Source organism: Sphingobium xenophagum (assembly GCF_031457465.1).
Classification (GTDB): domain Bacteria; phylum Pseudomonadota; class Alphaproteobacteria; order Sphingomonadales; family Sphingomonadaceae; genus Sphingobium; species Sphingobium xenophagum_A.
On record NZ_JAVDWV010000025.1, the window covers coordinates 14,833 to 40,016 of the forward strand.

Here is a 25,184-nt window from a genome sequence, read left to right on the forward strand (position 1 = left end):
GCCCTCTTCTTGTCCAAAGGATATCGTTGATGCGGATTGGCATTATCGCCCATCTCAAGCATCCCATTGCGGAACCGTTTGCGGGCGGTTTGGAGATGCACACGCATCTTCTGGCCCGGTCGTTGAGGGATCGCGGTCATGCCGTGACCGTCTTTGCGTCATCCAGGTCCGAGCCTGAACTGGGGCTGGAGGCGATCTGTACAGAGACGGCGATAACGTCCGTTGGCACGACGGAAGCGAGCGATATCGCCTTTTTTCGCGAGCATCACGCTTACCTCAGCCTGATGACCGGTTTGCGGAACCGCGATTTCGACATCATTCACAATAATGCGCTCCATTATCTGCCGCTGACCATGGCCGACAGCCTGCCCATGCCAATGGTCACGACGTTGCACACGCCGCCCTTTTGCTGGCTGGAAAGCGGGTTGCGCCTGTGTAAAGCGCCCCATCATGCGCTGGTGGCGGTATCGCAGTCGGTCGCGGCGCAGTGGAGCCATGTCGCGCCCGCCGATGCCGTCATCCTCAACGGCATCGACTTGCGAAAATTCGCCTTTCGCGCGCAGGTCCACAGCGCGCCCTATCTGGTCTGGTATGGGCGGATCGTGCCGGAAAAGGGGTTGCACCTGGCAATCGAGGCGGCGCGCCTTATCGGCTTGCCGCTGCGCATAGCCGGGCCGGTGCTGGACGAGGACTATTATCGGACGGTGATCGCGCCGACGCTGGGTGCGGACATTATCCATGTCGGCCATCTGGCGCATAGGGAATTGGCGCAGTTGGTGGCTGGGGCCAGCGCGTTTCTATGTACGCCCTTATGGGATGAACCTTATGGGCTGGTCGTGGCCGAGGCATTGGCCTGCGGCGTGCCGGTGGCTGCCTTTGCGCGGGGTGCGATACCGGAAATTCTTGATTCCAGTTGTGGAGTTCTGGCTGCGCCCGGTGATGTTGGGTCGCTGGCGGAGGCTGGCCGTGCTGCATTGGCGCTGGATCGCCGGGCCTGCCGCGCGCGGGCGGAGCAGATGTGCGACGCCAACCGCATGGTGGAAAGCTATGAGGCGCTCTATCAGCAGCAGATAGACTTGGGCAGGCCGGTGCCGCGCGATGGCCGGGCGGCCATGCATCTGGTGCCGCCGTCCTCGCCGGATTCGTTGCGTACGATGCTGCATGGCTGAGCCGACGATCAATTTTTGCGTCTGTGTGCCCGCACGGAACGAGGCCGAAAGGTTGCCGGTGCTGCTTGACGCCCTGGCCGCGCAGGATTGGCCGGGTCCGGTGATGGTGGCGATTGGCATCAACAATACGACCGACGGCAGCCTGAGTGTCATAGCCGATGCGCAGCGGCACCATGGCGATCATCTCGATATCAAGACGGTCATTGCGGATTTCCCGCCGGAACTGGCCCATGCCGGGTCGGCGCGCAAATTGGCGATGGACGCTGGGCTGGCGCGGGTCGCAATGGCAGCCAATGGCGTGTTGGTCAGCACCGATGCCGATAGCCGCCCGCCGCCCGATTGGCTGCGGAATATGGCGGTGGCGTTGAACAGGGGGGCTGATCTGGTCGGCGGTCGGATTGTTATTGACGGGCAAGAGCCCCTGCCCCGGCCGGTTCATGCCCTGCGACTGGCTTGGGACACCTATTGGACAGCGGTGCGCGCGATCGAGGACGAAATAGACCCCCTGCCCTGGGATCTTGCCCCGCGCCATGGCGATCATACGGGTGCATCGCTCGCGATCCGTGCCTCAGTTTATCAGTCATGTGGTGGCGTGCCGTTGCTGGCGACGGGCGAGGATCGGGCGTTGGTGACGGCGGCATTGGCGCGTGGCGCGCGGCTCGCTCATCCGGCTAACGTCTATATTGCCGTATCGCCGCGACTGGATGGCCGTGCGGAGGGTGGCATGGCGAGTGCCATGCGCCAGCTTTACAATGTGGCGGAGGAAGGCGGAAGGCCCATGGCCCCTGCCTTCAACCATTGGCGCGAGCGCGCATTATGGCGCAGACGGTTGCGCGGGCGGGCGGATGGCCATGCGCTGATCGCGCGACGCGAGCCTTTGCTGCCGCCGATGCCGCATGACATGGCGTTGGAGATTGAGGCATGACGCGGCGGCCGATCGGCTATTATGTCCATCATCATGGCGCCGGGCATCGCGCGCGTGCGGGGGCGATTGCGGCCGTGAGCGACTGGCCGATTACCTTGCTGGGGACTGGGGTTGGCGAGGCCGGGATCGACTTGCCCGATGATCGGCCGCTGTCGGGCCGTTTCGATGGCGTGGACGGCAGCGAAGGACGGCCCGCAGCGCTCCATTATGCGCCGATCGACCATGACGGCGTGCGATTGCGCGTGGCGCGGGTAGCGCAATGGATCGCGACGGAACGCCCCGCGCTGATGGTCGTGGATGTGTCGGTGGAGATGGCCATGCTGGCGCGGCTGGCATCGGTGCCGACCATCTGTGTGCGATTGAACGGTGAGCGCAACGATGTGCCGCATCTGGAGGCTTTTCGGGGCGCGGTGGCGCTGCTCGCCCCCTTTCATGTCGATCTGGAACGGGAGTCGACGCCGACATGGGTGCGGGAGCGGACACGCTATCTGCCGGGTATTACGACGGCCGTCGCAGGCGGGGTGCCACCGTCCGGCCGGATATTGGTGGTGATCGGACGCGGCGGTGCGCCTAGCAATGGCGCGCGACTGGCGGAGGCCGCGCGCGCTTGCCCGAATGTTCAATGGCGGGTGATCGGGCCGGTGTCGCCGGTCGATGATTGTCCGGCCAATCTGGATATTGCGGGTTGGGTCGAAGATGCAGCGCACGCCATCGCTGCGGCTGATGTGGTGATTGGCGGAGCGGGCGACGGGCTGGTGGGCGCGGTTATGGCTGCGGACCGGCCCTTTATCTGCATACCCGAAGCGCGTCCTTTTGGTGAGCAGCAGGCCACAGCCAGCGGCATGGCGCGCCTGGGGGCGGCGGTGGTGCTGGAGAATTGGCCAAAGGCAGCGGCATGGCCCTCCTTGCTGGCGCGGGCAAAGGCTTTGCCTTCTCCTCCCCGCCAGCGGTTGCACGATCCGCGCGGCGCGCAAATGGCCGCTATCTGGTTGGGCGAGCAGGCGGCGGCGGCATGAGCGCCGCCCCCTCCCCTAGCAGGAATATCGACCTGCCGACGACACGGGCCGCAGCCATAGCGCCGAGGCTGGCGGAATTGGGCGCACGCTACGATGCCGCGCCGATTTTCCCTATCGACAGTATGCAATGCCTCGCTGGCGCGAACCTGCATCGCTGCTTTGCGCCGGTCGCCAGTGGCGGGCTTGATTTTGCCAGCGCTCAAGCGCGGCATTCAGCCATGTTCGATGTCCTGCGGGTTATTGGTCGCGCCGATCTAAGCGTCGGGCGGCTATATGAGGGGCATGTCAATGCGATGATCCTGTTCGATCATTTCGGCAATCCCGCCCAGCACCGTGTCCTGGCACAGCGATTGGACGCGGGCGCCTTTTACGGCATGTGGGCGACCGAACCGCCGCCGGGCGTGCGGATGACGGGTCCAATGCTGGAAGGTGCCAAGTCCTTCGCGACAGGCGCGGGTTGGCTGGCGCATGCGATCATCACCGTGCAGCCGGAGGATGGCGCGCGGCAGTTGGTCGTGGTGGCTGCGGACGACACGACGCGGGCCGACCTGTCGCAATGGCGGGTGCGGGGGATGCGTGCGACGGGCAGCGGCCTCTATGATTTGACCGGATTGATGGTTACGCCGGACGACATGCTGGGCGGGCCGGGCGATTATGATCGCGAACCGCTGTTCACGACCGGGGCGTGGCGGTTTACGGCGGTCCAATTGGGCGGTATCGAAGCGCTGTTGATCGAGACGCGCAAGGCGATGTCGGACGCGGCGCGCGGCGACCCGGTGCAGCGCGCGAAATTCGCCGATGCGGTAGCGGCCACGCGCACGGCCTATCTATGGGTGCGCGAAGCCGCGCTACGCGCGGCGCGGGATGATGCCGATGGTCCGGCCTTCGCGCGGATGACGCGCGGCGTGGTGGAGCGCGCGGCACTGGATGTCATGGAACTGGCGGCGCGGATCGTCGGCACGCGCAGCGCGATGGACGGGCAACGGATCGACAAGATCAGCCGGGACTTAAGCCTCTATCTGCGCCAGGGTGGTCCCGGTTATGCGCGGGATCAGGCGGCGCTTGCCTGGCTGGATCATGATGCCTGGGGCGCGGAGGATCTGTTGTGGTGACCGCTGCGCTGTCTTCGCGCCAGTGGCGCGACCTGCGCTGGCTGGTGCTGGCACCGCATCCCGATGATGAGACATTGGGCGCGGGCGCGCTGATCGCGCAGACGGCCAAGGCCGGGCGGTTGGCGGGCCTAGTCTATCTGACCGATGGCGCGGGGTCGCATGATGCGGCGCAAAGACTGGCCGCGGCTCGGCGGCGCGAAGCGACTAGGGCGGTGCAGCGATTGGCGGGCGGACGAGCGCGGCGGCCCGTGCATCTGGACTGGAAGGATGCGGCACCAGCCAGCCCTGGCGATCCGCTGTTCGAGCGGACGGCGCGCCATCTGGCGGCGCTGTGCCGACGTTGGCGGGTCGATGCGCTGGCGGTCACGGCCGGGCATGAGCCGCATTGCGATCATGAAGCTGCGGCCGCGCTGGCCTATGCTGTGCATGCGCGGGCGATGCGCAATTTAATCGTGGCGGAATATCTGGTCTGGGCGGACAGACCCGACCGGAAGATCCGGCGCGCGATCCAGACAGCCCCGATGGCTATGGGACAGCGGCGCTTGGCGTTGGCGGCGCATCGCAGCCAGTTGACCGCCGCGCATGGCCCCGGCTTTCGCCTGTCCCCCGATCAGCGACGCATGGCGGCGCGCGATATTCTCTATGTGCGGAGACGGTCATGACGCGGTATGCTGGCAGCCTGGACCCCGAATATTTCGAGCAGATGTTTCAGGGAACGGACGATCCCTGGTCACTGGAAACCAGCGCTTATGAGCAGGATAAATATGCCCATAGCATCCGGGTGCTGGGCGATCGCCGCTATGAGCTGGGGTTCGAGATCGGCTGCGCGAAGGGTGTATTGACCCGGCAATTGGCCGAGCATTGCCGGGCGCTGGTGGCGATCGACGTCAGCGAAACGGCGTTGCTGGCCGCGCACGAGCGTTGCGCGGCGTTCGATCATGTCTCCTTCAACCGGATGACCTTTCCCGCGCAAGTGCCGTTGGGTGGGCCGTTCGATCTCATCATCCTGTCCGAAGTCATCTATTATTGGGACGATGCGGATATCCGGCGCGCGGCCAAATGGGCGGGCACCCATGGCGCGCCGGGCGGCGACCTATTGCTGGTCCATTGGACGGGCGAGACGGACTATCCGCAAAGCGGCGACGAGGCGGTGGAGAAGTTTCGTGGCGCAATGCCAGGACCGGTAGAGGTCGTCACAGCGGAACGCCGCGACCAATATCGGCTCGATCTGTGGCGCATGTCGGCATGACGATGAGCGTCCTGACGATCGTCAAGAACCGGCCGGGGCATCTGGCGCAATTGATCGAGGGATTGGGGCGGTGCGAGGCACTGCCTGACGAACTGGTGATCGTCGACATGGGGAGCGATCCGCCCGTCGCGGTGGAGGCGACGGACTTTCCCGTGCATATCGTGCGGCTGGATCAGCCGGGGCTGCCGCTGGCGGCGGCGCGCAATGCGGCGGCGCATGCGGCACGGGGCGACATGCTGTTGTTTCTGGATGTCGATTGCATTCCGATGCGCGGCCTGACAGCGGCGATGGCGCGAGCGTTGACGGAGCAGGATGCGCTGATCTGCGCGGAAGCGCTCTATCTTGGTCCCAAGGACGCGCGCGGCGCTTGGGACGAGGCAGCTTTGATGCAATGCGCGAAGCCACACCCGGTTCGTCCTTTTCCCGCTGCTGGCATGCGCGAAGAACATAATGCCGGGCTGTTCTGGTCCTTGATCTTCGGCATTCGACGCGAGCGGTTCGTCGAACTGGGCGGGTTCGATGAGGCTTTTACCGGCTATGGTGCGGAAGACACCGACTTTGGCTTTCGCGCGCGGGAGGCAGCACTGCCCCTGCTATTTCTGGGGGGGACGGGTGCTTTTCATCAATATCATGATGTGATCGATCCGCCGCTGCAGCATCTGGCCGACATCGTGCGGAATGCGCGGCTGTTTCGCCACAAATGGGGGATATGGCCGATGGAAGGCTGGCTGGCCGCGTTCGAGAAGGCGGGATTGATCGCGCGTGAGGGCGATGCGATCAGTCTGGTGCGCATGCCGACCCTAGCAGAGGTGGATGCGGCGCGGATCATAAGTTCCGACTGACCCATCTGGACAAAAAATCGGCGGGGTTGCCCCCGCCGATCCGCTTTTTTAGTGCTGCATCGAATGCTTGATGTCGCGCATCTGGTCATGCCCGGCCTTTACCGAGCTGTAGCAGCTTTCGATCACGCTGCGAACGGCGGGCGAAAGCTTCATGTCGCCCAGCGCGTCTTCGAACTTGGCCTTGATATGGTCTTCGCCGGCTTCGACTTCGTTGACGATCGCCTTGTCATCCTGGCCAGTGACGACGGCCTTCAGGTTGAGGAACATGCGATGCGCGCCAGCTAGGATCGTGCCGTCATCTTCGGGATTGCCGCCAAGACGGGCGACTTCCTGTTGCAGACGGGTGGCGACTTCGCGACGCTCGGCCGCGCGGCTGGTGAAGAGGGTCACGAAGCGACCGCCTTCGCTATCCTTGGCGGCTTCGGTATAGCCATCGGCGCTGTCGATCGTGGTGGCAATCAGGCCATTGAGGGTCGAAATATCGTGGCTGTTGTCGGACATGATGGTTCCCGTCTTGAAAGATGAAAACCGGCGCCATTGGCAACCGGATACCCCTTTCAACGACGAGCGACTAGGAAAGTCGCAAACAAATATCAGTCCTTAATCTCCATCAATGCGATTGATGGGAAAGCCGTCAGTCGCCTGATGCCGCGAGCATCCGATAGTCGCGGATGCCCAGCTCCAGCAGTCGCGCCTCCGCGCGCAGCAAATGCGTGCGGCCCAGGGGATTGGGTGCGTGAAGCGCATTTTGTAGCGTCGTATCAGTCGTGACGGTGACGATACGTTCAAGCCCGGTCATCAGCGCCGTCGCCATGCTGAATACCGGCGATTGCGGTTTGCTAAGGTCGCCATCCATCTGTTCGACCATCAGGCGCATGACCGGCAGGGCCGCGCTGATACGATGCAGCATCATCCGTTCATTCTGCGCGTCGGCCATGCGGTTGCGCAGATGGAGCAGGCGGGAATTTTTGACCCAGAAGCCATGATAGGCAGTCACCAGCGCCAGACTATGCTCACCCAGCGAAGCATCGTCCCAGCGGGTGCGCAACAGGCCGACATATGCCTCTTCGGCGGTCGCCATCACCGGCTCCAGAACGGCCAGGAGCAATTCGGTCAGGTCGTTGAAATAATTGTAGAGCGACGTCATGCCGAGTGACGCCTGGCGCGCGACGGCGCTGAGCGACAGTTCGACATCGGCAGGACCGGCAAGCAGTTCGTTGGTGGCGGCCAGGATGCGGTCGCGCGTGTCGCGCCCCTTGCGTCCCAGCCTTTGCCCGTTGAGATTATGGCTAAGCGTCTTGATCTCGGCGGACGGGCGCGAGCGTGGCGATTTGCCTGCCGTCTGCCCTGCCTTCATGTCCGCCTTTGCGCTCAAGAGCCGATCCTTGCTATCCCGTCATGCGCGCCATGCGATCAATTTGGTTTCGAGAAATTCCTCGATTCCCTCAAGACCCCATTCGCGGCCGATTCCACTGGCCTTGTAACCGCCAAAAGGCAAGTCCCCGGCGATGCACATGCCGCCATTTACGCTGACGGAGCCGGTGCGTATCCGCCTGGCCACCGCAATGGCGCGATCGAGATCGGCCGAATAAACCCCACCGCAGAGGCCATAGGCGCTTTCATTGGCGATGCGGACGGCGTCATCATCATCCTCGAACGGGATGACGACCAGCACGGGGCCGAAAATTTCCTCCTGGGCGATGCGCATGTCGTTGGTGACATCGACAAAGCAGGTCGGTTCGATGAAAAAGCCGCTGCCCTTGTCGGGCCGTGCCTTGCCGCCCGCCAGCAGCGTCGCGCCTTCGGCCTGACCGATATCGACATAGGACAAGACCCGCTCCATCTGCCGCTGCGACACGACCGGTCCCATGATGTGGGCGGGATTGTCATAGTCGCCCCAATTGTCGCCGAAGCTGGCATAGGCATGTTTGAGGACCGCCTTGGCTTCCTCATAGCGGCTGCGCGGCACCAGCAGGCGCGAATGGACGGCGCAGCCCTGGCCCGCATGGAACACCAGCATCGACTGGGCGACGTCCATCGCGAAATTGGTGCTGTCCTCCAGTATGATCTTGGCGGACTTGCCGCCCAGTTCGAGGAAGACGCGCTTCAATGTGGCCGCGCCCTGTTCCATGATGCGCTTGCCGACATTGGTGGAGCCGGTGAAGGAGATGAGATCGACGCGCGGGTCGGTCACCAGCATCTCCCCGGCCAGAGCCGGATCGCTGCCGAAGATGACGTTGAGGACACCGGCAGGGAAGCCCGCTTCCTGGGCCAGTTCGCCGAAGATCGCGCCCATGCCCGGCGTGTTGGGCGCGGGTTTGAGGATAACGGTGCAACCGGCGAGCAGTGCGGCGACGACCTTGCCCACATTCACATAAAGCGGGACGTTCCAAGGCGTGATGGCGCCGACGACGCCGACCGGTTCATAGACCGCCTTGCGCTGCGTTTCGAAGCCATAGCCGGTGCGGCCGCCATAATCCTTGTCCCACTTCAATTGCGGGAAGAGGCGCAGATAATCGTCCCAGCCGTCGAGCGCCATATCCACATGGGCACGACCGACCGCGCCCATCGCTGCGCCGGCTTCGTCGCGGGCGAGGTCGGACAGGCGTTCACGGTTGGCTTCGAACAGGGCACGCAATTTGGTGACCAGATCGACGCGCTTTTGGACATTGGTGGACCAGTCGGTCGTGTCGAAGGCGCGGCGGGCGGCGGCAATGGCTTCATCCACATCGGCAGCGGACGCATCGGCGGCCTTGCCGACCGGCTGGCCGGTCCAGGGGCTGATGACGTCGAAGGTCTTGCCGCCCTGCGCGTCGCGCAGCACGCCGTCGATGGTGAGTTTGGCGTCGGGGAGAGTGGCCATGGCTAGGGTCTTTCTGTCGATATGCGGGGATAGGGGGATCAGCGGCGGCGCGCCGTCAACGCGACCGTGCCGATGTGGAGGTCGGCGGGCATGTCGATGACGGCGCGGAAGGCGTCGGTGACGGAATCATAATGGGTGATGGGCCGCTCGCGCGGGTTGAGACCGATTTTGGCATTGTCCTGCATGAAGCGCATGGCGACATCCATCGGCCAGTTGGTGCCGGTCTTGGTTTCGTCCATCATCTGCCCGGCCTGGACCACGGTGACGCGCACATCGTCCGCAGCCAGTTCCCGTCCCCACATATCCGACATCAGTTCAAGCCCTGCCTTGCCGCCAGCATAGAGCCAGAGCATCGCCATCTTGATCGCGACGGATTCGCTGCTGACGTTGATGATATGCCCGCCCCCCCGCAGCAGTGGCAGCGCTTCGCGGGCGCAATAGATCGGCCCGGCGACATTGATGGCGAGGGACGACTGGATCTGGTCGTCGCGCACCTCGGCGAGGGTGAACGGCTCATAGATGGCGGCGTTGTTGATGAGGACGTCCACCTTGGGATAGCGCGCGGCGATCTGCGCGAAGGCGGCGCGGACGGAGTCGGGATCGCCGACATCGCATTGCAGGGCCAAATGCCCCTCGCCCAGTTCGGCTGCCACCGCTTCCAGTTTCGACAAGGTGCGGCCGAGCAGGATGACGGTTTCGCCGTCACGCGCAAAGCGCCGCGCTAGGGCGCGGCCGAGGCCGTCGCCCGCGCCGGTGATGATGATCGTCTTGCTCATGTCCTGCTCCATCCTTCATCTCTTGTTGCATCATCCCATTCCGCACTGGCGCGCGCACGGCAAGGGGGACGGCCATCGCGCGCGCGATGGCTGTTCATGCGGCGGTCGCGGGCCGCGGGAAATCGGCGGGGTAGACCGAGAAGTCGCCATCATAGGCGATGCCGCCGGGCCAAAAGGCCGGGCCGCTGACTTTGCCGAAATAATGGACCGTGCGCGCGACCGAGCCGGAGGCGGAGCGCGGGGCGAAGGCGACGCCGCTGGGGCTGACGCCGCGGGCGCGGGCGCTGAAATCCTTGACGGTGAACAGCAGATCGTCGGTCTGCTGGGCGCAGAGGACCAGGTCGCTGCCGGGGCAATAGCGTTTGGGTTCGAGCTGCACCAGCGACAGGCGGCCGCGCTTCATGCCAACCTTGCCGGGGACGCGCGTCACTTCGGGGGAATGCACCGTGTCATACCAGTGATGATATTCGGCTTCGCGCCCGGCGACAAAATTGGCGAGGATGATGCTGACGCCCGAAAAGGGCTGATCGGCGCGGTGGTTGGGGCTGAACGCCCAATCGGCATACATGGCATAGCTGTGAATGCGTTCGCTTTCGTCGCTATCGTCGATCAGCCCGGCGTCACGCGCCTGCGCCAGGAGGGGGGCGAGCGCGGGCAGGTCGATTTCAGGGGTGGCGGTGTCATGCTCGTAGACGCTCAGGAACCGCCATGGCTGGGGGATGTCGGGCATGATCTGCTGCGGCGTGATGGCATATCGGTCGGCCGAGCGGAAGCCGCGCAGGCGGGCGAGGTCGTCGCGATGCGGGCCGTCGAACCAAGCGGCATAGTCCGTTTCCCGCCCGGCCGGGACGTTGTGGAGGTGGATGGTGGTATGCAGGCTCATTCCTCTGCCCTCTGGCTGCGCGCGCTCAAACGCTTGTCAGGTGCCAATTCAGCATGGACGGCGACGGTGCGCCAGAGGATTGGGCGGGCGTGATCAATTGATCGCCGGGGCAATGGCGATCAGGCCGAAGGGGGCGGCGACTGCATGGCGATATGCAGGCGAGTGAGGCGCGATTGGGCGATCCGCCATGCCCCGTCGATGCGGATATAGCGGTCGTGATAATGGCCATAGCCGGTCATTGTGCGTCCATCCGCCCAGACAAGATGATCCTGCATCGGCCAGATGCCGGTGGCGGCGTCGCCTGACAGGGTGAGTTCAGGCATATGGACATGATGGACGGTTTTGACGGTTTCGAGCGAATGCCGCACGCTGGCGACGGCAGCATCGCGCCCTTCTATGCGAGGGCCACCAGATCCCGTCGCATCGAGCAGGAAGTCGGGCGTGAACAAGGCGGCCCAGCCGTCCCAATCCTTGGTATCGAGCAGACGGCAGTAGCGCGCCTTCAATTCGGTGATGGCGAGCCAGTCGGCAAAATCGGGCGCGGGCATCAGAAACGGAACCCGCGCATCTGGTTGCCGCCGTCGCACAAGATGACTTGGCCGTTGACGAAACTCCCTTCTTCCGATGCGAGGAACAAGGCGAGGTTGGATATGTCGGCTGCCGTCCCCTGCCGCTTGACCGACTGCATGGCTTTGAGCCGCTCCCAATTGGCGGGATCGACGCCCTGCATCGCTGCTTCGGTTTCCATCAGGCCAGGCGCGATGCCGACGCAGCGTATGTCGTCAACGCCGAACTGCTGGGCCATGGCGTGGGTGAAGACGGTGAGCGACGCTTTGGTGATGCCGTAGGCGGTGGCGGGATTATAGCTCGCCATCGAGCATTTGTTGATGATGACGCCCTTTGCGCGGGCCAGCGCGGGACGCAGCGCTTCGGCGAGCAGCAGAGGGCCAAAGGTGTTGACGGCGAAAAAATGCTGCCACTTGGCCATGCCGAGGCCGAAAAAGCCGCGCGCGATTTCGCCCGCATGCAGGCCTGCATTGTTGATGAGGACGTCGAGCCGGTCATGCGCCGACAGGATGGTGGCGGCGAACGCCTGAATTTCGGCTTCCTGGCCCATATCGACGCGGTGGATGGCGGCGGTGCCGCCGCCAGCTTCGATCAGCGCCTGACTTTCGGCCAGCCCCGCTTCGTTGATATCGGCGAGGATGAGATGGGCGCCCTCCCCTGCGAACGCCAGCGCGTGGGCGCGGCCGAGGCCGCCTGCCGATCCCGTGACCAGGACGGTCTTGCCGCTGAAACGATGGGCCATGATCCTCTTGTCCTTTATGCTTATTCCATGCGGATGAAGGTCACTTGCGCGATCCGCCACCCCTGGGGTGTGCGTCGAAAGACGTCGCTGTAGCGGCCCATCACCGTGTCGATTGCGCCGGAACTGCGGCGCTTGAGCTTGACCAGGACCGTCCAATCGCCGGTGGCGTGGTCGTCGTCGATCAGGATCTGTGGCGAATGGAGCATGTGAAGCAGCCATAGGCTGTTGCCTGCAATGGCGGTGCAGAGGAAATCGGTGATCGCTTGCGCGCCGATCAACGAACCCATGCCATAGTCGCCGACGAAATCCGGCGCGAAGATGGTCGCGAAGGTGGTGCGGGCCTGATCCGGGGCGCTGGCGGCGAGATCGGCGGTGGCGCAGTAGCGGGCCTTGAGATTGGCGATCGCCAGCGCTTGCTCCGCGCCGTCGCTCATGCCGGTTCGGTGGAGAGCTGTTTGACCACCAGCGCTTTCAAGTCCGCCGTCTTGATCTTGGCGCTGCCGGTCAGCGAGAGGTCGTGTTCGCTGAAGAACAGGACGCGACGTGGCACCTTGTAGCTGGCGAGTTGGGCCTTGGCGAAGGCGCGGATGGCGTCTTCGTCCAGCGGTGCGCCGACATGGGGGACGATGCAGGTCACGACCAGTTCGCCCAAGGTTTCATGGGGCACGCCGACGGTCTGGGTGACCTTCACGCCGGGGCAGGATTTGATGACGGTATCGATTTCGATCGGCGACACGTTGGCGCCGCCCGTCTTGATGATGTCATTGAGGCGCCCTTCCCAATGGAGCCGTCCTTCCGCATCGAACCATCCGCCATCGCCGGTGTGGAAGAAGCCGTCGGCGTCAACGCTTTCGTCCAGTGGCACGCCGATATAGCCCAGCATTAGCGTCGGTCCCTTGACCGCGATCTCGCCGCGCTCACCAAGCGGCACGACGGCACCCGTCAGCGGATCGAGGATTTTGAAGATATTGCCGGGCAAGGGGACGCCATGCGTGCCCGCGATCTGCTCGTCGGGCGTGCCGGAATCGAAGATGGTGCTGATGGTAAAGGTTTCGGTATTACCATAGGCGGCCATCGGTTCCTGCCAGTCGGTGCGGACGGTCGGATGGCGGCCGAGCGGCGTGTGCTGCCCCACATAGTGGAGCGAGGACAGGTTCACATCGTTCCAGTTCGCCGCCCCCTCCAATTGTGCCCATTGGTGGGGCCAGGCGAAGGCCATGGTCGCGCGTTCGCGCGCCATGAGAGTCAGCGCTTCTTCGGGCTGGAAGGTTGCCTGCAGGATCAGGCTGCCGCCCGACGAGAGCGCGCCGCCGATCGCCATGGCGAAATTGCCTGACCAGAAGAAGCCGTTGGCCGACCAGGCGCGAGCGTCCTCTTTGGCAGCGAGAAAGCGTTTCCAGCGCCACAGTTGCAGCGTCACGCCGCGGTGCATCGAAAGGATGCCCTTGGGCTTGGCGGTCGAACCGGACGAGAAGAAGAGGACGCCGGGGTCGGCAGGCATCACGGTGGCAGCGGTCGCATCGACCAGCGCCTGATCGACGCTATCGCCGCGTGTCAGGAAACGGTCCCACGGTTCGACCATGCCCACGCCGCCGCCAACCGACGCGATGTGGCGGAGGAAGGGGAAATGGGGTGAGGCGAGCGCACCGGGGCTGGCCGTCGAGATGCCCGGTTCCAGGTCAGTCAGGATAGCGGCAAAGTCCTTTTTGAGGACGGTGCGCTCCATCAGGAGGATGTGGCAGGCGGAGGATTGGAGCAGATGCTCCAGTTCGGCAGGCGTCGAAAAGGTGCTGAGCGTTGCCGCGACACCGCCCGCCAGCGCCGTGCCGAAGGCCGCCGCCAGAAATTCGGGGCGGTTGGTCATCAGGATGCCGACGCGCGTCCCCTTGCCCACGCCGCAGGCGATGAGCGCGCGCGCCACTTCATTCGCGCGCGCCCACAGATCGTCATAGGTCCAGCGGGTGACGCTGTCCCCTTCGTGCATCACCAGCGCTTCGGCCGGGCCGGAGCGCGCCGTGACCTCGCGCAACCAGCCGCTCAAGGTCAGCGCCCCCAGCCCCTGCTCTTCACTGAGCGGAGGGCCGGCGACGATCGAAAGCGGCTGGTCGGTCATGATGCGTCCTTGGGGTAAGGTTCAGCGGTTCACGTCGACGATGATGCGTCCGCGCACCTTGCCGTCCATCAGGTCGGTGGCCGCCGCGATCGCTTCCGACAGGCTGATTTCGGTGGCAATCACGTCCAGCAGAGCCGGGTCGAGATCGCGCGCCAGCCTTTCCCAAGCAGCGAGGCGCGGGGCCTTGGGCGCCATCACGCTGTCCACGCCGAGCAGGCGTACGCCGCGCAGGATGAAGGGCATGACCGTCGCCGGAAAGTCCGCGCCCTGCGCCAGGCCGCAAGCGGCGACCGCGCCGCCATAGCGGGTCTGGGCGCAGGCATTGGCGAGGGTGAAGCTGCCGACCGAGTCCACGACACCAGCCCAGCGCTCCTTCTGGAGCGGCTTGCCCTTTTCCGACAAGGTCGCGCGGTCGATGACGCCCGCAGCGCCCAATTGCGTCAGATAATCGGCTTCGGATGCCTTGCCAGTCGAACCGATGACGGTGAAGCCTGCTTTTTTGAGCAAAGCGACCGCTACGCTACCCACGCCGCCGGTCGCACCGGTGACGAGGATTTCGCCCTGGTCGGGGGTAACACCCGCCTTGACCAGCGCTTCGACGCAAAGCGCGGCGGTATAGCCAGCGGTGCCGATCGCCATCGCCTGCGCACCGGTGAAGGCGGCCGGCAATGGCACCAGCCAGTCGCCCTTCAGCCGCGCAACCTGCGCCAGGCCGCCCCAATGCCCCTCGCCTACGCCCCAGCCGTTTAGCACGACCTTGTCGCCCGGCTTCCAGTCGGCATGATCGGAGGTGCGCACGGTGCCGACTAGGTCGATGCCGGGGACCATCGGGAATTTGCGGACGACTGGCGACTTGCCGGTGATGGCGAGGCCATCCTTATAATTGAGCGTCGAATAGGCGACGTCGATCGTGACATCGCCTTCGGGCAATTGGGCTTCGTCGACCTGCTGGAGCGAGACGCTCTGCTGGTCGTCGGTCTTGTCGATCATGATGGCTGAAAACATGGGGCTATTCCTTTTTGGGCGAAGAAGAGGGTGCCGTTGGTGTCAGTCCTTTGCGGAGGCGGTCGGCGATGCCGGGGAAGCGATCGGCGCGCATCGAGCCATACATGCACAGGCGCAGCGATTCCTGCGCCACGCGCCGGGCAAGGTCGCGCCGCTCCTGATCCGGGCGGCCATGGGATTGCGCCCAGACCGGCCAGAGAAACGCGCCGGACAACATCATCACCGACAGCACTTCGACGTCGATGCCGTCTTCGGCCAGATCGGTTTCGGCAAAGCGCTGGAGCGATCCTTCATATTCGCGCCAGAAGGGGTCGGCCATCGGATCGGGCGAAGCCAATAGCTGGAGCAGCCAGATGCGGCACAGTTCCGGGTTTTCCATCGCGAAGATGGCGAGGCGGTCGGTCGTGTCGGCAATATCGACCTGCTCCACCCGGCGTTCGCCAATGGTTTCAGGGTCGCCGAATACTGCGCGGAACATGCGGTCGGACACCCACTCCGCGGTTGCCGCAATGAGCTTCTCGCGGGTTTCGAAATGCTGGTAGGCGGTGCCGCGATTGACCCCAGCGAGCGTTGCGACTTCGGACAGGCTGATCCCCTCCGGCCCGTCCTTCGCCAGCAACGCGCGCGCTGCTTCCAGTATGACTTCGCGTGTGGCTGCAGGATCGCGGGAGCGTCTGGTCCGCGTTTGCGTCATGGGGCATGCCTCTCTTGTCGTTCGGGCGGCTTGCCGTAACGGCCCGAACGACCGCCCGGCTGGCTCGCCTGGGATAAGAAGGCATAAATCAACATCAGTGTTGTCCATTAGGCAAGTATCGAAATTTCAGCACTGATGGCAGACGGCCGGGAAGCAATGTCGGCTCCCCGGCCAGTTTCATCTTCAACGCCAGCCGGAGCGTGGTGTCAGCGCGATCCGAAATAGAAGCGGAAGTTAACGCCGAATTCCCGCGGCGGCGTAACCGTACCGCTGGTATAAGGGCTGTTCACCGTCGTCGCGGCCGTGGTTGCGCCCGTAGGAGTGAAACCCGTTATCTGCTGATAGCTGGTGAACAATTGCGCCGTTCTGGTCAGCGCTTTGGTCGTATCGAACAGGTTTTTGGCAAACAAGGCCACTTCCCAGCCGCCATCGGGATCACGGATGCCGGCATAAAGATTGGTCAGGGCGTAAGCACCGACCTGGTCGAATCTATTGCCGGGGTCACCCTGCGACTTGCCATTATAATTGACGAGGCCGCGCACGAAGCCGTCGACCTTGCCGGAAATGGCGGCGTGATATTCCCCCTGCAGAGTGAGGGTCAGCGGCGGCATGAAGGCCGAACGCTGCGACACGTTGCACGATGCCAGATTATCCGACCCAACCGCGGCCTGCAGTTCGGCAAGCGATGGTGCCGCACCCGATGCGTCGGGGATGCCGTCGCCATCCAGATCGTTGCATGGGATGGTGCCGCCCTTGATCTTGCCCAGTGAATAGCTGCCCGTCAGGCCGATATTCAACCCGCGGGTGACATCCATGTTGAACTCGGCTTCGACCCCGTTCACCTCCACGGGCACGGCGCCGACGAAGTTGAAGGCAGCGACCTGCTGAGCCGTTCCCGTCACGGCGCCCGCCGCATTACGGACGGCAACGGTGTTGATATAATAGACGCCATTATTGGGCACGCGGAATGGGAAATTCTTGTAGGTCTGATGGTAGGCAGACACGTTGAAGCGCGCACGACCACCCATCAATGTGCTCTTGAAGCCGACCTCATAGGATTTCGATGTTTCAGGCGGCAGGTTGAGGAAGCTGTTTTCCAGCGCCGACTTCACGATGTTGAAGTCACCCACGACGTTGAGACCCGGCCGCAACGAACTGCCGGTGGCAGCATAGACCAGGAAGTCGGGAGAGAAATTATGCTTCACCGATGCGCTATAGATGAGTTTTTTCAGATCCTGGGTGTCGTTGGCGATGGTGTTGCCGTTAACGGCCAACTGGCTGACCGAGTCATATTTGATCTGACGCAGGCCGCCTGACACTTCGGTATTCTCACCCACCCTGGCAGTCAGATTACCGAAGAAGGATTGTTCGTGGGTCTGATTGTTGCGCAAAATATTGGTCGTCACGATCGACGCGATGCCACCGCCAAAAGCGAGAGGGAGCCGCACCGGCGTCGGCCGGGTGAGGGTGGTTGGCGAATTGAGCTTGCTATCGAAAAAGCCGATCACATAATCGAAAATGCCAAGCACCCGCTCTTCATTCTGAAGCCGAATTTCGTGCGAGGTTCCCTTTGCCAGCGACGACGTGTTGTCGTTGATGTCACGACCGATAAAGACGTTGGCCTGATCCAAATTTTCGGTCGAGAAAAATTGCTGCTTGGAATGCTGGCCTTGATAGATCAGGCGCTGGCCCCATTGCGCCAGTTCCGCGCGCCAATTGTAGATATCGAACTGCTGCTCCACGATGCGCGGCTCTTCCTGGATCGATAGGCGATCCTTGGCCGTCAGGAGAACCGGGCTGGGTGGCGCGGCGGGATTGACTTCGCTGAAGGAAATAGCCTGGTCATAGGTCCGCGCGGTGCGGTCCATGAACTGATAGGTGCCTTCCAGCTTGATCCAGTCTGCCGGTTCAATGGCACCCACGACGCGATAGCTTTTCGTGCGCGAATGTGGGTCCGGCGCACCGGCGCTGCGCACCAGCGGGCGAACGCGGTCCGCCTCATTTTCGTCCCACACGCCGGACACGCGAACTGCCGCAATACCCTCAATGATCGGCACATTGAGGCCGCCCTTGAAGTTCAGCGTGCCGATGTCGTTGGCGGTCCAGTCAGCAAAGCCGCCAAATTGGTTCAGATCAGGCTTTTTCGTAGTGATGGTGATGGAGCCGGACGGCGATGCGCGGCCGCGCAACGTGCCCTGCGGACCGCGCTGCACTTCGATCTGGCCGATGTCATACATTTGCTGGAGCACGGCACCCGGCGAAATCGGCGCGTCGTTGAAGTAGAATTCAACCGTACCGTTATTGCCGCTGGCATTGGTGTCGAAATTGACACCGCGCAAGCGGGCATTACCGCCAATGCCATTGGCATTGGTCGTCAGTTCCAGACCCGGTGCCAGCGATTTCACTTCGGTAAATTCGCGGAAATTGAGATTGCCGATGGACGCGGCGGTAACGGCGTTGATGACGGCGGGCACGTCCTGCACATCTTCTTCGCGACGGCGCGCCTGGACGATGATGGTGGGGGCATCGAAGCCATCGTCCTGCGGCGCTTCCTGCGCGATGGCGGGCATCGCCAAGGTGAGAACCGCCAGGCTGGCGCTCATGCTATAATAGGCTGTCTTCCGCATCCGAAAATCCTCCCCAATTTGGCGCCTCACCCGATCTAAGGCCGGGAACGGCGTGGTCATCATTGTCCTTTTGTGAGTCGCGTTATGCCCGATTAGACTGTGGCGCGAAGCCCATAACCAACAGGGGTGTTTACATATCGCCGTCACGATTCCGGCCCGATCGCCGCGGGTTGAGCGCCGAGCTATGAGTCGGTCAGGCGTCGGGTGGCCCGTAGCGGAAGATGACGAGCTTGTTGCCGTCGAGGTCGCGGAAAAAGGCGCCATAGAAGCCGTTGGGGTCATCGCCCCGGATACCGGGCTTTCCTTCGCACTGCCCGCCGAGCGCCAATGCCCTGGCATGGACGGCATCGACGGTTGCGCGGCTGGCGGCCTGGATACCGACCTGGTTGCCGTTGCCTGGCGATGCCTCGCCCGCGAAGGGCTTGCCGATGAGGAGCATGCCGGCGTCCGGGGTCTTATAGGCCACGACGTCTGGGCGGTCGAAGGCGCGGACGGCCCCCAGCAGGGCGGCCAGTTCGTCGTAGAAGCTCTTGGCGCGATCCAAGTCGCGGGTGCCGAAGCGGGCCATATTAATCATGCGGTGCGTCCTCCCATGGCGGCCCAGCGTTCGGGGACCATCCAGACATATTCGACATAGTGGCCGAGCCACTTGCGGGTATCGAGATAAAGGAATTGAAGCAGGCCGGGCGTGCCGCCTTTCAACATGACGGGATAGGGTTGCCGTTCGACCTGCGCCAGAAAGGCGTCCCAGTCATCAACGCGATGGCAGACGTGGTGGAAGCATAGCCGATCGTCGGCTGGCAGCGCGTCGCGATAGAGGGCGAGGACGTCGCCCTCCCCCGGCTGGATCAATTCGATTTGCATGTCGCCGATCCAGAGGAAGGCGAGTTTCTGCGTGCCGGTGCCTTCGCCCTGCGGGGTCCAGAGATTGACGGAGACTTCGGTTTCGAGAAGCAGGCGGACGTCGGCCCGTTGCTGAAACTCTACCACGGCCTGGTCGATGTTGCGGGTCACATAGGCATTTTGATAATGGCGTCCGACGATCATCCTGCCGCCCTCTCCTGCTGATGCGTTCTGATTATGCGTACAGCGACTAGGACAATGGATTGCGGTTTTTTCAAGGCACGGAATATCGCCATCGAGCCATTATATAGATAATCAGCCAGAGGATGATGGCGACAGACGCCGCTGGCGAAATTGGCGCGGGGTAGTGCCGGTCGCGCGGCGGAAGGCATAGGCGAAGCTGGAGGGGGAGGCGAAGCCGAGCGCGAAGGCGATTTCCTTGATGCTTTGCTGGGTGGCAAGATGGCGCTTGGCCATGTCGATCCGGGTCTGGGCGATATGGTTGCCGATCGAACAGCCGCGCGCGGTCCGAAAGCCGCGGGTCAATTGCCGGGCCGAGAGATTGCAGAGTGCGGCTAGTTCCGCCAGCGATGGCGGCGCGCCTGGTTCGTGGAGCCGCTCTTCGATCCGACGCAACTGCCAGGAGGATAGGCCACCGCTGACCGGTCCTTCGCCGATCGCCTGGCAATAGCGGGCTACTTCAATCGCCAGTTGCCGGGCGATGAGTTCGGCGAGGATCGCGCTGCCGGACCCTGGATGACGGACTTCGTCGGCCAGCCGCAACAGGCAGGCGCGCATGTGCGGATGGGTGATGTCGAGGCCAGCGGCCAGCCGCCGGTCGGTCCAGTCGATGCCGCCATCATCGAGCCAGCAATTGATCGCGGCGGCCGGGATTTCGCAGATGACCGAAGCCTGCCGACCGCCGGTTTCGCTGCGGATATGGATCGCTTCGCCCGGCGGCACGAGGAAGATTTCGCCCAATGGTTCGTAGCGATGCGGCCCCCAACGGTCGCGGTAGCAGCCGCGCGCCTTTTCCGGGCGCGGGGTCAGGCACAGGTCGAGCCAATAATGGTCGGTGCGGTAGAAGAGCCGGTCGGTCGGCTGATCGAGATGCAGGCGCATGATCCGTATCAGCGCGGACGGCACGATCAGTTCCGCCTCGAACAGCGATTCGGCATAGGTTTCGGGTGGCGGCACAGGCGCTCCGGGGCTGGAAGGTCTTGGCTCGATATAGAGGTTATGGCCCGATCTCTACAGATAGGTCAATTGCGGCCTGTCCCGCGCTGATCGACAATCGCGCGCAGCAAAGGACCGCCGTCGGGCGGCGACATTTCATAGGAGAGCGATAGGTGGCAGGTCTTTTCGACTGTTCGGACAAGGTGACGCTGGTGACCGGCGGCAATGGCGGCATTGGCCTGGGTTTCGCGCGCGGCGTGGCGAAAATGGGCGGCAAGATCGCCATTTGGGCGCGCAATGCGGACAAGAATGCAGCGGCGAAGGCGGATTTGCTGGCGGCGGGCGCTGCCCGTATCGAAACCTATCAGGTGGACGTGGCGTCGGAGGAAGCGATCATTGCGGGCTATGCGCAGTTGTTGGCCGATTTCGGCCGGGTCGATTGCGTGTTCGCCAATTCAGGGCGCGCGTCGCGCAGCCGGTCGGTGCTGACGCTGGACGCGGCCGAATGGCATGACTTGCTGGCGGTGAACCTGCATGGGGCTTTCTTCACCTTGCGCGAAGGCGCCAAGGCGATGGTCGCGCGCGCCGAAGCGGGCGAGCCGGGCGGGAGCCTGGTCTATTGCGGCAGCTTGTCGATGTTCCAAGGCATTGCCGGTATCAACAATTATGCCGCGTCCAAAGGCGGCATGGGCGCAGCGGTGCGCGGCATGGCGGCGGAACTGGGCAAGTATAAGATCCGCGCGAACAGCATCGCGCCCGGTTACGTCAAGACCGGCATCGGTGGTGACGGCCAGATGAGCGAAGAGATGCAGGCGCGCATGGCGGCGGTGGACGCGCATTTTTCCGCCAAGACGCCGATCCACCGGCCCGGTGCCATCGAAGATTTTGAGGGGATCGGTGCCTATCTCTGCTCCGACGCATCGCGATTCCATAGCGGCGATACGATCGTGATTGATGGCGGCAGCCTGATCTATCCCCCTTACGCCTTTTGATCGGGAGACGATCCATGCGCCTGCTCACCATCCATGACGTCGATGACGTGCGATTGGACCCCTATGAACGGCCCGAAGCGGGGCCGAAGGATGTGGTCGTCAAGATGAAGGCCTGCGGCATTTGCGGCAGTGACCTCAGCTACATCAAAAATGGCGGCATCCCGACGCCGGGCAAGCGGACCGCGCTGGGCCATGAGGGCGCGGGCGAGCTGCTGTTCGTGGGCGCGGACGTGACCGGCGTGTCGGTCGGGCAGAGCGTCATCATCAACCCGATGATGACGCCGAGCTATATCGGCAGCGGCGGGCCGGAGGGGGCGTTTACCGAGGAATTGCTGGTCCGTGACGCGCGGCTAGGCGACAGTTTGCTGCCGATCCCCGACGGCATCCCCTATGCAGTGGCGGCGATGTGCGAGCCGTTGTCGGTGGCACTGCATGGGGTCAACCGGGCGGAGGCGAAGGCGGGCGACAAGGTCGTGATCTTTGGCTGCGGGCCGATCGGCCTTGGCATGATATTATGGGCGGTGGACCGGGGGTGCGACGTGATCGCGCTCGACCTGGCGGAGGAGCGGCTGGAACGGGCGCGGGCGCTGGGCGCGCAGACGATCAATCCGGCGCGCGCGGATGCGATCGCGCGGATCAAGGCGATCCATGGCACGGTGATGGTGTTCGGGCGGGAGAAGGCGCTGACCGATGCTTATATTGACGCGGCGGGTGCGCCGTCGATCTTGCGGGACGTGGTGACGCTGGCCAAGACGCATGCGCGGCATGTAATTACGGCGGCGTACCTGAAACCCATCGAACTGCCCGCCGGGCCGATGCTGACCACCGAGATGACGATTACGACGGCGGTTGGCTATCCGACCGAAATGCCCGATGTGATTGCGGCGATGCCGCGTTTGCAGGACAAGATCGCGGCGCTGATCAGCCATAGATTGCCGTTCGATCGGGTGATCGAGGGGCTGGATATTGCCGCGCAGCCGCAGTCGGCCAAGGTGATGATCGAATTTGCGGACAGCGCGGCATGACCGACGCGCCGCAAACGCCGCTTGGTGCGCTCGTCATGGGCGGTCAGGGGCAGACCGACGCCGAACGGATCGGCGAGGGCATCTTCATGGTGAAGGATATTTCCAACGCCTATCTGGTGACGACCGGCGACGGCGACCTGCTCGTCAACACGGGGTTTCTGGGCAATGGCGCGCGCAACAAAGGGTTGTTCGCGCCGCATCGCAGCGGGGCGCTCAAGCGCATTATCGTGACGCAGGCCCATGCCGACCATTATGGCGCGCTGCCCGACCAGAAGGAGGACGGCACGCAGGTCATTGTCGGGGCTGGCTTTGGCGAAACGGTGGAGTATTTCGACCGGCTTGCGCCCTTTCTGGGTCGCCGGTCGGGCAAATTATGGGCGTCGATGACCCGGCGCGACGGACCGCCGCCCAAGCCGCCGGTAATCGTGCCGGATGTGGAGGTGGGAACCAGCCTTGCCTTCGCGCAGGGCGGGCGGACGTTCGAGGTGATCAAGACGCCGGGGGGTGAAAGCCTGGATTCGGTGTTCGTGTGGATGCCGCAGGAAAAGACCGTCTTTACCGGCAATCTGTTCGGACCCGTCTGGCGGGCGATGCCCAATCTGGTGACGATGCGTGGCGACAAGCCCCGGCTGGTGCGCGCCTATCTACGATCGGTCGAGCAGGTGCGGGCGCTGGGCGCGGAACTGGTAATTACCGGCCATGGCGATCCGATCCGGGGAGCGGCGCGCATCCGTGCCGATCTGGACGCGATGCATGCGGCGGTCAGCTATCTGGAGCGCGAGACGATCGCGGGGATGAATGCGGGTCGGACAGTGCAGGAATTGATGTGCGAGATTGCCCTGCCCGATGACCTGAAGATCGGTGAATTTCATGGCAAGACCAGTTGGGTCGTGCGCGCCATCTGGGAGGAAAATGGCGGCTGGTTCCATTACGCCGATGGGACGACCGCGCTTTATGGCGTGCCGCGATCGGCGGTGAGTGCCGATCTGGTCGAGCTGGCGGGCGGGGCTGGCGCGATTATTGGCCGGGCGCATGGGCATGTGGCGGCGGGGCGGCCTTTGGAAGCGCTGCATTTGTTGGACATCGCACTGGCCGTCGTGCCCGATCATGAAGCGGGATTGAGCGTGCGCAAGGCGGCGCTGGCGCAATTGCTGGCGGCGAGCGGCAGCACGAACCTGTCGGAAACCATGTGGCTGAAGGCGGAGATCGCCGAGACGGAGAAGCGCCTCGCCAGCCCAACAGATAAGGGAGAAGGATGATGACCACTACCACCGCAGGGCTGGACGCTGACGCGCTGATTGCCGCGGCGCGCGAACAGACGGGGCTGACCGATCTGGGCGATGATGCGATATTGGAAGGGCTGCATGTCCTGGTCGACGCGATCAATAGCGAGGCGAAGTTGACCGAGGCAGCGCAGGGGCGTTGGGCGCAGCAGATTACCGCCACGCTGGCGAACCGCTTGCAAGTCGAGGATTATCTGGCCAGGCATCCTGCGTTGCTGGATGCGCCGGTGGAAAAACCGCTGTTCGTGTTCGGTCTGCCGCGCACGGGTACGACGCTGACGATCAATTTGCTCAATGCCGATCCGGCGCGGCGGTGTTTCCTGCGCTGGGAAGCGTTCAACAGCGTGCCGCCAGCGGCGGAGGGCGCGCTGAGCAGCGATCCGCGCTATGTAGCGGAACAGGCGCGGCTCGACATGATGCTCAAATATGCGCCGCATATTTCGGCGATGCATCATGAGGATGCGGACAGCCCGACCGAGTGCCAATTCTCGATGGCGCCGTCTTTTTGTGCGCAATATTATGACTCGGTCTTGCATATTCCGAGCTATCAGAAGTGGTTGTTCGGCACGAGCTACCTGCCTGCTTTCCGCTATCAGAAGCGGTTGTTCCAGCTGTTGCAGGAAAATGAGGGCGGGCAATGGACGCTCAAGAACCCGTGGCATCCGCTGTTCCTCAACGACCTGACCACCGTCTATCCCGACGCGCAGTTGGTGATGACCCACCGCGATCCCGCCGATGTCGTCGCGTCGGCGTGCAGCCTTGTTTATCAGGTGCGCAAAATGTTCAGCGACGATGTCGATCCGGTCGAGGTGGGGAAATCGCAGCTGCGCACCTTCGATTTGATGATCGCGCGGATGCTGGCTTATCGGGAAAAGCATGGCTGGAAATCGATCCACGACATTCAATATGATGCGCAGGTGCGCGACCCGATCGGGGAGATGCGGCGGCTCTATGCGTGGTTCGATACGGCGCTGACGGCGGAAGCGGAAGCCGCGATGCAGGCGATGCTGGATGCCAATCCGCAGGGCAAGCATGGCAAGCATAGCTATGATCTGGCCGATTATGGGCTGGATCGCGCGGGTGTGCATGCGCATTTCCGCGATTATACGGAACGGTTCGGGATTGCGTGCAAGGCTTGAACATTCATCCCCTGTAAGGGGAGGGGGACCGCTGGCGTAGCCAGTGGTGGAGGGGTGTCACCCTATCGAGACGGGAACACCCCTCCGTCTGGCCTTCGGCCAGCCACCTCCCCCGCCGGGGCAGGGGAATCGCATATGGGCTT

Annotated in this window: 26 protein-coding genes; 11 read left to right on the forward strand and 15 right to left on the reverse strand. The window is 63.5% G+C overall.

Annotated elements, in window-relative coordinates; all coding sequences use genetic code 11:
- Positions 1–29: 29 nt before the first annotated feature.
- From J2W40_RS18885 to J2W40_RS18915, 7 genes are read left to right on the forward strand one after another with little or no spacing between them, the layout of a single operon-like run.
- Positions 30–1,169, forward strand: coding sequence for a glycosyltransferase family 4 protein (locus tag J2W40_RS18885; protein WP_310227514.1), 1,140 nt, complete (start codon positions 30–32; stop codon positions 1,167–1,169).
- Positions 1,162–2,094 (forward strand): glycosyltransferase, encoded by a 933-nt coding sequence (locus J2W40_RS18890; protein WP_310227515.1) that lies wholly within the window; start codon positions 1,162–1,164, stop codon positions 2,092–2,094. The genes J2W40_RS18885 and J2W40_RS18890 overlap by 8 nt, the downstream gene beginning before the upstream one ends.
- A complete protein-coding gene (locus tag J2W40_RS18895; protein WP_310227516.1) occupies positions 2,091–3,110 on the forward strand; it encodes a glycosyltransferase in 1,020 nt (339 codons plus the stop codon). Before J2W40_RS18890 ends, J2W40_RS18895 begins: the two co-directional genes overlap by 4 nt.
- Complete coding sequence (locus J2W40_RS18900; RefSeq protein WP_310227539.1) at positions 3,107–4,222, forward strand: acyl-CoA dehydrogenase family protein; 1,116 nt, start codon at positions 3,107–3,109, stop codon at positions 4,220–4,222. Before J2W40_RS18895 ends, J2W40_RS18900 begins: the two co-directional genes overlap by 4 nt.
- Positions 4,219–4,884, forward strand: a complete 666-nt coding sequence (locus tag J2W40_RS18905; RefSeq protein WP_310227517.1) for a PIG-L deacetylase family protein — start codon at positions 4,219–4,221, stop codon at positions 4,882–4,884. Before J2W40_RS18900 ends, J2W40_RS18905 begins: the two co-directional genes overlap by 4 nt.
- Positions 4,881–5,471, forward strand: coding sequence for an SAM-dependent methyltransferase (locus J2W40_RS18910; RefSeq protein ID WP_310227518.1), 591 nt, complete (start codon positions 4,881–4,883; stop codon positions 5,469–5,471). Before J2W40_RS18905 ends, J2W40_RS18910 begins: the two co-directional genes overlap by 4 nt.
- Positions 5,468–6,313 carry a glycosyltransferase family 2 protein gene (locus J2W40_RS18915; RefSeq protein ID WP_310227519.1) on the forward strand — a complete coding sequence of 282 codons (846 nt, stop codon included), beginning with the start codon at positions 5,468–5,470 and terminating at the stop codon, positions 6,311–6,313. Before J2W40_RS18910 ends, J2W40_RS18915 begins: the two co-directional genes overlap by 4 nt.
- 48 nt (positions 6,314–6,361) lie before the next feature.
- Here the strand turns inward: J2W40_RS18915 and J2W40_RS18920 are convergent, their stop codons facing one another.
- The 15 genes from J2W40_RS18920 to J2W40_RS18990 form a co-directional block, all read right to left on the reverse strand.
- Positions 6,362–6,814, reverse strand: coding sequence for a PA2169 family four-helix-bundle protein (locus J2W40_RS18920; RefSeq protein WP_310227520.1), 453 nt, complete (start codon positions 6,812–6,814; stop codon positions 6,362–6,364).
- Positions 6,815–6,947: 133 nt separating this feature from the next.
- Positions 6,948–7,688 (reverse strand): TetR/AcrR family transcriptional regulator, encoded by a 741-nt coding sequence (locus tag J2W40_RS18925; RefSeq protein ID WP_310227521.1) that lies wholly within the window; start codon positions 7,686–7,688, stop codon positions 6,948–6,950.
- A gap of 21 nt (positions 7,689–7,709) precedes the next feature.
- Complete coding sequence (locus tag J2W40_RS18930) at positions 7,710–9,176, reverse strand: aldehyde dehydrogenase family protein (RefSeq protein WP_310227522.1); 1,467 nt, start codon at positions 9,174–9,176, stop codon at positions 7,710–7,712.
- 38 nt (positions 9,177–9,214) lie between these two features.
- A complete protein-coding gene (locus J2W40_RS18935) occupies positions 9,215–9,952 on the reverse strand; it encodes an SDR family oxidoreductase (RefSeq protein ID WP_310227523.1) in 738 nt (245 codons plus the stop codon).
- Between the two features lie 94 nt (positions 9,953–10,046).
- Entirely contained in the window at positions 10,047–10,835 is a 789-nt protein-coding gene (locus tag J2W40_RS18940; RefSeq protein ID WP_310227524.1) for a hypothetical protein, read from the reverse strand.
- 119 nt (positions 10,836–10,954) lie between these two features.
- On the reverse strand, positions 10,955–11,383 hold the full coding sequence (locus tag J2W40_RS18945) for a nuclear transport factor 2 family protein (protein WP_310227525.1): 429 nt from the start codon (positions 11,381–11,383) through the stop codon (positions 10,955–10,957).
- A complete protein-coding gene (locus J2W40_RS18950; protein WP_310227526.1) occupies positions 11,383–12,144 on the reverse strand; it encodes an SDR family NAD(P)-dependent oxidoreductase in 762 nt (253 codons plus the stop codon). Before J2W40_RS18950 ends, J2W40_RS18945 begins: the two co-directional genes overlap by 1 nt.
- Before the next feature lie 20 nt (positions 12,145–12,164).
- Positions 12,165–12,578 (reverse strand): nuclear transport factor 2 family protein, encoded by a 414-nt coding sequence (locus J2W40_RS18955; RefSeq protein WP_310227527.1) that lies wholly within the window; start codon positions 12,576–12,578, stop codon positions 12,165–12,167.
- Entirely contained in the window at positions 12,575–14,257 is a 1,683-nt protein-coding gene (locus tag J2W40_RS18960) for a class I adenylate-forming enzyme family protein (RefSeq protein WP_310227528.1), read from the reverse strand. The genes J2W40_RS18955 and J2W40_RS18960 overlap by 4 nt, the downstream gene beginning before the upstream one ends.
- 21 nt (positions 14,258–14,278) lie before the next feature.
- Positions 14,279–15,262, reverse strand: a complete 984-nt coding sequence (gene acuI, locus J2W40_RS18965) for an acrylyl-CoA reductase (NADPH) (protein ID WP_310227529.1) — start codon at positions 15,260–15,262, stop codon at positions 14,279–14,281.
- Positions 15,263–15,266: 4 nt separating this feature from the next.
- The gene (locus J2W40_RS18970) at positions 15,267–15,956 is read right to left on the reverse strand and encodes a TetR/AcrR family transcriptional regulator (RefSeq protein WP_310227530.1); all 690 of its coding nucleotides are present in this window, start codon (positions 15,954–15,956) and stop codon (positions 15,267–15,269) included.
- Between the two features lie 206 nt (positions 15,957–16,162).
- On the reverse strand, positions 16,163–18,583 hold the full coding sequence (locus J2W40_RS18975; RefSeq protein ID WP_310227531.1) for a TonB-dependent receptor: 2,421 nt from the start codon (positions 18,581–18,583) through the stop codon (positions 16,163–16,165).
- A 193-nt stretch (positions 18,584–18,776) separates the two neighbouring features.
- Positions 18,777–19,160 carry a VOC family protein gene (locus J2W40_RS18980; protein ID WP_310227532.1) on the reverse strand — a complete coding sequence of 128 codons (384 nt, stop codon included), beginning with the start codon at positions 19,158–19,160 and terminating at the stop codon, positions 18,777–18,779.
- Complete coding sequence (locus J2W40_RS18985) at positions 19,157–19,630, reverse strand: VOC family protein (protein ID WP_310227533.1); 474 nt, start codon at positions 19,628–19,630, stop codon at positions 19,157–19,159. The genes J2W40_RS18980 and J2W40_RS18985 overlap by 4 nt, the downstream gene beginning before the upstream one ends.
- A 111-nt stretch (positions 19,631–19,741) precedes the next feature.
- Positions 19,742–20,623: a helix-turn-helix transcriptional regulator gene (locus tag J2W40_RS18990; RefSeq protein ID WP_310227534.1), complete on the reverse strand. Its 882-nt coding sequence runs from the start codon at positions 20,621–20,623 to the stop codon at positions 19,742–19,744.
- A gap of 152 nt (positions 20,624–20,775) precedes the next feature.
- Here J2W40_RS18990 and J2W40_RS18995 point away from each other — a divergent pair, with 152 nt between their 5' ends.
- Genes J2W40_RS18995 through J2W40_RS19010 form a run of 4 tightly spaced genes read left to right on the forward strand, consistent with a single transcriptional unit; the run spans position 20,776 to position 25,041 of the window.
- Entirely contained in the window at positions 20,776–21,594 is an 819-nt protein-coding gene (locus tag J2W40_RS18995) for an SDR family NAD(P)-dependent oxidoreductase (protein ID WP_310227535.1), read from the forward strand.
- A 14-nt stretch (positions 21,595–21,608) separates the two neighbouring features.
- Positions 21,609–22,619, forward strand: coding sequence for a zinc-dependent alcohol dehydrogenase (locus tag J2W40_RS19000; RefSeq protein ID WP_310227536.1), 1,011 nt, complete (start codon positions 21,609–21,611; stop codon positions 22,617–22,619).
- The gene (locus tag J2W40_RS19005; RefSeq protein WP_310227537.1) at positions 22,616–23,878 is read left to right on the forward strand and encodes an alkyl sulfatase dimerization domain-containing protein; all 1,263 of its coding nucleotides are present in this window, start codon (positions 22,616–22,618) and stop codon (positions 23,876–23,878) included. The genes J2W40_RS19000 and J2W40_RS19005 overlap by 4 nt, the downstream gene beginning before the upstream one ends.
- The gene (locus tag J2W40_RS19010) at positions 23,878–25,041 is read left to right on the forward strand and encodes a sulfotransferase family protein (protein ID WP_310227540.1); all 1,164 of its coding nucleotides are present in this window, start codon (positions 23,878–23,880) and stop codon (positions 25,039–25,041) included. The genes J2W40_RS19005 and J2W40_RS19010 overlap by 1 nt, the downstream gene beginning before the upstream one ends.
- Positions 25,042–25,184 lie beyond the last annotated feature (143 nt).

Excerpts from the sequence above, each read along its gene's own strand:
- acuI (WP_310227529.1), bottom strand. The coding sequence starts at position 15,262 with ATGTTTTCAGCCATCATGATCGACAAGACCGACGACCAGCAGAGCGTC.
- J2W40_RS18895 (WP_310227516.1), top strand. The coding sequence starts at position 2,091 with ATGACGCGGCGGCCGATCGGCTATTATGTCCATCATCATGGCGCCGGG.
- J2W40_RS18915 (WP_310227519.1), top strand. The coding sequence starts at position 5,468 with ATGACGATGAGCGTCCTGACGATCGTCAAGAACCGGCCGGGGCATCTG.
- J2W40_RS18960 (WP_310227528.1), bottom strand. The coding sequence starts at position 14,257 with ATGACCGACCAGCCGCTTTCGATCGTCGCCGGCCCTCCGCTCAGTGAA.
- J2W40_RS18935 (WP_310227523.1), bottom strand. The coding sequence starts at position 9,952 with ATGAGCAAGACGATCATCATCACCGGCGCGGGCGACGGCCTCGGCCGC.
- J2W40_RS18945 (WP_310227525.1), bottom strand. The coding sequence starts at position 11,383 with ATGCCCGCGCCCGATTTTGCCGACTGGCTCGCCATCACCGAATTGAAG.
- J2W40_RS18955 (WP_310227527.1), bottom strand. The coding sequence starts at position 12,578 with ATGAGCGACGGCGCGGAGCAAGCGCTGGCGATCGCCAATCTCAAGGCC.
- J2W40_RS18985 (WP_310227533.1), bottom strand. The coding sequence starts at position 19,630 with ATGATCGTCGGACGCCATTATCAAAATGCCTATGTGACCCGCAACATC.
- J2W40_RS19005 (WP_310227537.1), top strand. The coding sequence starts at position 22,616 with ATGACCGACGCGCCGCAAACGCCGCTTGGTGCGCTCGTCATGGGCGGT.
- J2W40_RS18940 (WP_310227524.1), bottom strand. The coding sequence starts at position 10,835 with ATGAGCCTGCATACCACCATCCACCTCCACAACGTCCCGGCCGGGCGG.
- J2W40_RS18930 (WP_310227522.1), bottom strand. The coding sequence starts at position 9,176 with ATGGCCACTCTCCCCGACGCCAAACTCACCATCGACGGCGTGCTGCGC.
- J2W40_RS18980 (WP_310227532.1), bottom strand. The coding sequence starts at position 19,160 with ATGATTAATATGGCCCGCTTCGGCACCCGCGACTTGGATCGCGCCAAG.
- J2W40_RS18890 (WP_310227515.1), top strand. The coding sequence starts at position 1,162 with ATGGCTGAGCCGACGATCAATTTTTGCGTCTGTGTGCCCGCACGGAAC.
- J2W40_RS18885 (WP_310227514.1), top strand. The coding sequence starts at position 30 with ATGCGGATTGGCATTATCGCCCATCTCAAGCATCCCATTGCGGAACCG.
- J2W40_RS18900 (WP_310227539.1), top strand. The coding sequence starts at position 3,107 with ATGAGCGCCGCCCCCTCCCCTAGCAGGAATATCGACCTGCCGACGACA.
- J2W40_RS18970 (WP_310227530.1), bottom strand. The coding sequence starts at position 15,956 with ATGACGCAAACGCGGACCAGACGCTCCCGCGATCCTGCAGCCACACGC.
- J2W40_RS18950 (WP_310227526.1), bottom strand. The coding sequence starts at position 12,144 with ATGGCCCATCGTTTCAGCGGCAAGACCGTCCTGGTCACGGGATCGGCA.
- J2W40_RS19010 (WP_310227540.1), top strand. The coding sequence starts at position 23,878 with ATGACCACTACCACCGCAGGGCTGGACGCTGACGCGCTGATTGCCGCG.
- J2W40_RS19000 (WP_310227536.1), top strand. The coding sequence starts at position 21,609 with ATGCGCCTGCTCACCATCCATGACGTCGATGACGTGCGATTGGACCCC.
- J2W40_RS18920 (WP_310227520.1), bottom strand. The coding sequence starts at position 6,814 with ATGTCCGACAACAGCCACGATATTTCGACCCTCAATGGCCTGATTGCC.
- J2W40_RS18975 (WP_310227531.1), bottom strand. The coding sequence starts at position 18,583 with ATGCGGAAGACAGCCTATTATAGCATGAGCGCCAGCCTGGCGGTTCTC.
- J2W40_RS18910 (WP_310227518.1), top strand. The coding sequence starts at position 4,881 with ATGACGCGGTATGCTGGCAGCCTGGACCCCGAATATTTCGAGCAGATG.